This is a genomic window from Streptomyces pseudogriseolus, from assembly GCA_002154585.1.
GTDB classification, from domain to species: domain Bacteria; phylum Actinomycetota; class Actinomycetes; order Streptomycetales; family Streptomycetaceae; genus Streptomyces; species Streptomyces pseudogriseolus.
Genome location: MUNG01000275.1, coordinates 1 through 7,381, shown reverse-complemented (window position 1 = coordinate 7,381; position 7,381 = coordinate 1). Strand labels below are relative to the sequence as shown.

The following is a 7,381-nucleotide window of genomic DNA, read 5'->3' as shown; positions in this document are numbered from 1 at the left end:
CCTCATCCTGGTCCGCCCCCACCCCACCCACGGAGGCGCCCTGTCCCTCCGCCTGGCGGCGGGCGCCCAGGGGGCGGGCCGGGTCCTGGCGGGGCGGTTGCGGCGGTGGTGGAGGTGAGGTGAGGCGGGCGCCTGGAAAAGACCCGGCCGGCCGCGAGGGCTCGAGCGGGCGGCGCCCGAAGAGGCCGGCGGCCCAGGCGGTCACCTCTCGGAGAGCCCTGGCGGTCACGCGAGTTGAGGCCGCGTGCCGGGCCCAGAGGGCCTGGCAGACACGCCTGGGCCGCCGGGGCCGGAAAGCCCGGCGGCCCAGGCGATCACCTCTCGGAAAGCCCTGACGGTCACCCGGGCTGAGGCCGCGCGCGCCGGGGCCGGAGCGCCTGGCAGACATGCACCGCGCCAGGCCGGAGAGCCCGGCGGCCCAGGCCATCGTCGCCGAGGGAGTCCGCGCGGTCGCGCGGGTGAGGCCGCGCCGGCCGGGGCTCAGGGAGGCCGGCGGGCCCAGGGTGCCGGGACGGACGCGAAGGAGCTGACCGGGGCCGGCCGGCGGGGGCCAAGGGTCCGAGGGGCCGAGGCCGGGACCCGGGCGGACGCGGCCCGGAGAGCCCGGGCGACCGGCTCTCAGAGGGCCCGGAGGGCCTGGGTCGTCGCGCGGGCCAGGCCGTCCAGGTAGCCCTTCGGGAGCTTCGGGCTGCGGATCACCACCGAGCGCCAGTACAGCGGTCCGGAGATCAGGTCCAGGGCCAGTCCGTGGTCCAGGGCGGGGGCGATCTCGCCGCGTTCCTGGGCCGCCGTGACGATGCCCTTGGCGACTCCGTCCTGGCCTTCGCGCAGGGCCTTCTGCACGGCCTCGGCGATCTCCGGGTTGCGGGCGGCCTCGGCCTGGAGGTCGGGGAGGATCTGCGAGGCGACGGGGTGGCGCAGGGCGCGGGAGGTGACCTCGTAGAGCAGGCGCAGGTCGCCCTCCAGGGAGCCGGTGTCCGGCGCGGGCAGGCCCTGGACGGCGAGCGCGGAGACCACGTCGAGGACGACGTGCAGCTTGGAGCGCCAGCGGCGGTACACGGCGGTCTTGCCGACGCCCGCGCGGCGCGCGATGCCCTCGATCGACATGCGGGCGTAGCCGACGGCGGCGAGCTCCTCGAAGACGGCCGCCCGGATCGCCTCGGTGACGTCCTCGCGCAGGACGGCGGCCCCGGCGGGAGCCCGGCGGCGCGGACGTGGCTCGGGCGCGTCTGCGTTCGTCATGCGCTCCAGCATAGGCCGCCCGCGTTGCGACGATACGGTTGCGTTCCGACGTGCATTCGACCTACGCTCGTCGTCACGACGATACGGTCCCGTTCCGACGTCGGAACCGTCACCCCCCACCCCCCTCTAGCGAAAGCAGCGGATGTGAGTCAGGCACTCCACACACCGCCCGCCGCGTCGGCGCGCCCGGAACCGCCCGAGGCCGACCTCGCGGCCCTCGCCGCCCGCCACGGCCTCACGGTCAGCGGCGCCCGCCCGTCCCTCGGCGCGTACGTCCGCCAGCTGTGGGGACGGCGCCACTTCATCCTGGCCTTCTCGCAGGCCAAGCTGACCGCGCAGTACAGCAAGGCGAAGCTGGGCCAGCTCTGGCAGGTGGCGACGCCGCTGCTCAACGCGGCGGTGTACTTCTTCATCTTCGGCCTGCTGCTGGGCGCCCGTAAGGGCATACCGAGCGACGCGTACGTGCCGTTCCTGGTGACGGGCGTGTTCGTGTTCACCTTCACGCAGAGCTCGGTGCTGGCCGGCGTGCGGGCGATCTCCGGCAACCTCGGACTGGTGCGCGCGCTGCACTTCCCGCGCGCGTCGCTGCCGATCTCGTTCGCGCTCCAGCAGCTCCAGCAGCTGCTGTTCTCGATGATCGTGCTGGTCGTCCTCATGGTCGGCTTCGGCAACTACCCCGCGGCGTCCTGGCTGCTCGTGGTGCCCGCCCTGGTGCTCCAGTTCGTGTTCAACACCGGGCTCGCGCTGATCTTCGCGCGGATGGGCAGCAAGACGCCCGACCTGGCCCAGCTGATGCCGTTCGTGCTGCGGACCTGGATGTACGCGTCCGGCGTGATGTTCTCCATCCCGGCGATGCTGGCGGACAAGAACGTCCCCGCCTGGCTCGCGGACGTCCTCCAGTGGAACCCGGCCGCCATCTACATGGACCTGGTGCGCTTCGCGCTGATCGACCAGTACGACTCGTCGTACCTGCCGCCGCACGTCTGGGCGTTCGCGCTCGGCTGGGCGGTGCTCGCCGGCGTGGTCGGCTTCGTCTACTTCTGGAAGGCAGAGGAAAGGTACGGCCGTGGCTGACACCCCCCAGGACAGGAGGCCCACGGTCGTCGCCGACGGCGTCGACGTGGTCTACCGGGTCAACGGCACCGGCGCGGGACGCGGCACCGCGACCGCAGCGCTCAACCGCATGCTCCGCCGCAGGCAGACCGAGAAGGCGTCCGGCGTCCGCCGGGTGCACGCCGTACGGAACGTGTCCTTCGTCGCCTACCGCGGCGAGGCGATCGGACTGATCGGCACCAACGGCTCCGGCAAGTCCACGCTGCTCAAGGCCGTCGCCGGACTGCTCCCCGTGGAGAACGGCCGCATCTACACCGACGGCCAGCCGTCCCTGCTCGGCGTCAACGCGGCGCTGATGGCCGATCTCACCGGCGAGCGCAACGTCCTCCTGGGCGGGCTCGCGATGGGCATGTCCCGCGAGGAGGTGAAGGAGCGCTACCAGGGCATCGTCGACTTCTCCGGCATCAACGAGAAGGGCGACTTCATCACCCTGCCGATGCGCACCTACTCCTCCGGCATGGCGGCCCGCCTGCGCTTCTCCATCGCCGCCGCCAAGGACCACGACGTGCTCCTCGTCGACGAGGCGCTCGCCACCGGCGACCGCTCCTTCCAGAAGCGCTCCGAGGCCCGCATCCGTGAGCTGCGCAAGCACGCCGGCACGGTGTTCCTGGTCAGCCACAACAACAAGTCCATCCGCGACACCTGCGACCGGGTGCTGTGGCTCGAGCGCGGCGAGCTGCGCATGGACGGGCCGACGGACGAGGTGCTCAAGGAGTACGAGAAGTTCACCGGGTCCCGGTAGCCCTGAGCCGGTGGCCGGTGGCCGGTGGCCGGTGGCCGGTGGCCGGTGGCCGGTCCGGTAGGGCGATAGCACGGCCGGCGCGGGCGCGGCGAGCGCCGTTCGGGTGGACCTCCCCCGCCCGATTCGCCCCATCGGTGTCACTATGACTGGATACGACCGACGGGACCGTCCGCGCCGACGAGCAGCCGAAGGAGCCCCGTGATGCCCCAGCTCAGCGTCATCGTCCACGGGCCGAACACCCAGGACCACCTGACCGGCCTGCTCGACTCGCTCGTCGCCCACCCGCTGCCGGACGTGGAGGTCGTGGTCGCCGCCGTCGGCGACTGGGCCCGCGAGACGGCCGAGCGGCACGCCCAGCGGCTCCAGGTGGTCCCGCTGCCCGACGGCACGTCCGACGCGGCGGCGAGAGCGGCGGGGGCCGCGCGGGCCGGCGGCCGCTGGCTGCACTTCGTCCGCGCCAAGGACGGCCTCCCGCCCGGCAGCCCCCGCACGGTCGCCGAACGCACCGCCGAGCTGCCGGACACCGTGGACGTCCTCCTTCTGGACCATCTGCGCAGCACCTGGCGCAGCTCCGCCCTGCCCTCGGCGGACGGCCCCCTCCTCGCCCGCGCCGGACGCACCGAGCCGGCCCTCGCCGACAGCGCCTACCTGCTGCGGCTCACCCCGCTGCTCGGCACGCGCGTGCTGCGCGCCGACTTCTGGCGGGCCCACGAGGAACGGCTCACCACCGACGACGAGCCGCGCGCCGCCCTCGCCGCCCTGCTGCTCGCCGGCCGCGTCTCCTGCCTGCCGCACATCGCCTACGAGGACCGGCGGCTGCGCCCCGCGAGCCTCCCGCCCGTCACCCCGGAGCAGCACCTCGCCGCCGTCGACCGCTACGAGGCCCTGCTCGACCTCGCCCAGGACCGGCCCGCCGTCTACACCGTGCTCTACGAGATCATGGTCCGCGACTGCCTGCGCGCCTTCGCCCGCGGCGCCGTGCCCGAGCCCGCGGCGCGGGAGTTCTTCCTGCGGGCCGGTTCCGCCGCCGTACGCCGCCGCCCCGAGGGGTACCGCCGCCCCGGCGGACCGGAGGGCGTGCGCCGCTCGCTGCTCGAAGAGGGCGCCTACACCCGCTACCGGGCCTTCCAGGCCGCCAATCACGCCCGCCGCGCCGTGCGGTCCACGGTGCGCGCAGGTCGGCGGCAGGCGGGCGCGCTGATCCGCGACCGGCAGTACCGCGCGGCGCTGCGCCGTCCCGTCGACCCGCAGCTCGCGGTGTTCTCCGCCTACTGGAACCGCGGCGTCGCCTGCAACCCGGCCGCGATCGCCGCGAAGCTCCTCGAGCTGGCCCCGCACATCCACCCGGTGTGGGTGGTGACCGCCCGCAACGCGGCCCTGCTGCCGCCCGGCACCGACCACGTGGTCCCCGGCACCCGCCGCTACTGGGAGACGCTGGCGACGGCGAAGTACCTCGTCAACAACGTCAACTTCCCGAACGCGGTGGTCAAACGCCCGGACGCGGTGCATGTGCAGACCCACCACGGCACCCCGCTCAAGCGCATGGGCCTCGACCAGACGGCCTACCCGGCCGCCGCGCAGGGCCTCGACTTCGACGCCCTCCTCGAACGCGTCGACAAGTGGGACTACAGCGTCTCCGCCAACAGCCACACCACCCGCATGTGGGAGCGCGCCTACCCGTCCCGGTACGTCTCCCTCGACCACGGCTATCCGCGCAACGACGTCTACTGCACGGCCGGCGCCGAGGAGGTGCGCGCGGTCCGCGAGCGGCTCGGCATCGCCCCCGGCCGCCGGGCCGTCCTCTACGCGCCCACCCACCGCGACTACGAGGCCGGCTGGACCCCGCGCCTGGACCTCGCCGCGCTCGCCGACCGGCTCGGCGAGGACACCGTCCTGCTGGTGCGCGCCCACTACTTCTACGACGCGGGCGTCTCACCCCTGGCCGGCCTGCGCCGCTCCGGGCGCGTGATCGACGTGTCGTCGTACGACCCGGTCGAGGAGCTGTGCCTGGCCGCCGACGCCCTGGTCACGGACTACTCGTCGATCATGTTCGACTACGCCAACCTGGACCGCCCGATCGTGATCCACGCCGACGACTGGGAGACCTACCGCACCACCCGCGGGGTGTACTTCGACCTGATGGCGGAGGCGCCCGGGCCGGTGGCGCGCACCCAGGACGACCTCACCGAGATCCTCGCCACCGACGCCTGGCGTGACGAGGGGGCGGCGAAGGCGCGGGCCGCCTTCCGCCGCCGGTTCTGCGAGTTCGACGACGGCCGGGCCGCCGAGCGGGTCGTGCGGAGAGTGTTCCTCGGCGAGGACGAGGCGTCCCTCCCGCCGGTGCTCCCGCTGGAGGAACGCACCCCGGCGCCCGCGCCCCAGGAGGTGAGCGCGTGATGTCCGCGTCCCGGACACCCGACGTCACCGTCACGGTGATCGTGCACAACGACGCCGCGCGGCTGCCCCGCGCGGTGGAGTCCGTGCGCCGCCAGACCCACCGGAACGTCGAGATCGTCATCAGCGACGACCACTCCACCGACGACACCCCCCGCGTGGCGCGGGAGCTGGCGGCCGCCGACCCGCGCGTGCGGTACCTGCGGCTGCCGGAGAACAGCGGCGGGTGCAGCGCCCCCCGCAACCGGGCCCTGGAGATCGCCCGGGCGCCGTACCTGATGTTCCTCGACAGCGACGACGAGCTGCCGGAGGGGGCGGTCGCCGCCCTGCTCGCCGCCCACCGGGAGCGGGAGATCGACTTCGCGATGGGCGCGGTGCGCCGGATCAGGGTGGACACCGGACGCCGCTCCACCTGGATGCCGCACCTGGTCGGCGAGCGCCGCACCCTGGACGGCATCGAGGACGACCCGCGGCTGTTCTTCGAGCACCTGGCGACCAGCAAGATGTACGCCCGCGCCTTCCTCGACCGGCACGCGCTGCGCTTCCCGGAGGGCATCCACTACGAGGACCAGCTGTTCTCGGCGCAGGCCTACTGTCTCGCGGAGCGGTTCACGATCGTCCCCGAGCCGGTCTACCTCTGGTACATAGCCCCCTACGTACGCTCCGACGCGGCGTCCATATCCAACCAACGGCATCTGATCGGCAACGTCCGCGACCGGATCCACGTGCAGCGGCTGATCGACGCGTTCCTCACGGAGAGCGGGCACGCGGGACTGCGCGAGGACAAGGACCACAAGTTTCTCAAGCACGACTTCCGGATGTACGCGGGCGACCTGCCCTACCGCGACGAGGAGTGGCTGGCCGCCTTCGCCGACGAGGTGAACCCGTACCTGGAGACGCTGTCCCCGGGCGCGTACGCGCGGCTGCCCCGTGCCGAGCGGGTGGTGCTCCGGCTGGTCCGGGACCGCAGGCTCGCGGAGGCCGCGCTGGCGGCGCGGGGGCTGGGGTACGGCGTCGCCCCGAGGCGGCTGACCGCCGACGAGGACGGCCGCGTCTACTGGGGCGACCGCGTGCCGGACACCGTGGCCGCCCGCCGCGAGCTGGACCTGACCGTGCTGGAGCCGGACACCCGGCCGTTCCCCGGCGCGCTGTTCCGGCACGAGATCACGGGGATCGCCCGCGTCCCCGGCGGCGGCGCGCGCGTCGACCTGACCGTGCGGACCTATGACCCGGCGCTGCGGCTCCCCGTCGGCCCGCAGCGGGCGAGCCTGGTGATCTCCCCCGGCCGGCGCCGCCTCACCGTGCCGTTCCGCCTGGACCCGGTGCGGCCCGGCGTGTTCGAGGGGACGGTACGGCTGGACCTGGCCGGGGCGCGACTGCCCCTGGGCGGCTTCACCGGGGTGCGGCATCCGCTGGTCCGGCTCTCCGCCGGCGGCCAGGCCCACCAGGCGCTGCTGCTCGCCCCGCTGGAGTTCCCGCCGCTGACCGCCCGCGTGCCCTACCGCTCCGGCATCGCCCCGCACCGGGTCACCGTCGAGCCGGAGGGCCACAACCCGGGCCGCCTCCAGATCCGCTGGGAGCCGTCCGGCGCCGCCGCGGCACTCCGCCCCCTGGCCACCCACCCCCGCCTGCGCCGGGCGGTCCAACTGGCGACGGACGCACTCCCCTGACACCCACCGGCCTCACGGCACGGCCACGTTCCCCGCGCCGACTGCGGGCAGTCGTGCCGCTTGGGGCGGCACGGGTGGGCGCAGGCGGCACCCCCAGCGGGCCCGCGCCCACACCCCCGTACGGCCACCGGGGTGCCGGGGACTGTCGCACGCCGGGTGCGGCCACATCATGGCCGGTCGCGCAGTTCCCCGCGCCCCTGCCGACTGCGGGCAGTCGTGC

The 7,381-nt window shown here is 74.2% G+C and carries 5 protein-coding genes; 4 read left to right on the top strand and 1 reads right to left on the bottom strand.

Annotation, left to right across the window (positions count from 1 at the left end; all coding sequences use genetic code 11):
• Positions 1–618 precede the first annotated feature (618 nt).
• On the bottom strand, positions 619–1,254 hold the full coding sequence (locus CCN29_RS23185; RefSeq protein WP_006132422.1) for a TetR/AcrR family transcriptional regulator: 636 nt from the start codon (positions 1,252–1,254) through the stop codon (positions 619–621).
• A 132-nt stretch (positions 1,255–1,386) separates the two neighbouring features.
• Between CCN29_RS23185 and CCN29_RS23180 the strand changes: the two genes are divergently transcribed.
• The 4 genes from CCN29_RS23180 to CCN29_RS23165 all read left to right on the top strand — a co-directional run bounded on the left by CCN29_RS23180 (position 1,387) and on the right by CCN29_RS23165 (position 7,161).
• A complete protein-coding gene (locus CCN29_RS23180; protein ID WP_006132424.1) occupies positions 1,387–2,316 on the top strand; it encodes an ABC transporter permease in 930 nt (309 codons plus the stop codon).
• A complete protein-coding gene (locus tag CCN29_RS23175) occupies positions 2,309–3,097 on the top strand; it encodes an ABC transporter ATP-binding protein (RefSeq protein ID WP_006132426.1) in 789 nt (262 codons plus the stop codon). The genes CCN29_RS23180 and CCN29_RS23175 overlap by 8 nt, the downstream gene beginning before the upstream one ends.
• A 201-nt stretch (positions 3,098–3,298) precedes the next feature.
• Complete coding sequence (locus tag CCN29_RS23170; RefSeq protein ID WP_031019532.1) at positions 3,299–5,494, top strand: CDP-glycerol glycerophosphotransferase family protein; 2,196 nt, start codon at positions 3,299–3,301, stop codon at positions 5,492–5,494.
• Positions 5,494–7,161 carry a glycosyltransferase family 2 protein gene (locus tag CCN29_RS23165; RefSeq protein WP_086684207.1) on the top strand — a complete coding sequence of 556 codons (1,668 nt, stop codon included), beginning with the start codon at positions 5,494–5,496 and terminating at the stop codon, positions 7,159–7,161. Before CCN29_RS23170 ends, CCN29_RS23165 begins: the two co-directional genes overlap by 1 nt.
• Positions 7,162–7,381: the final 220 nt, after the last annotated feature.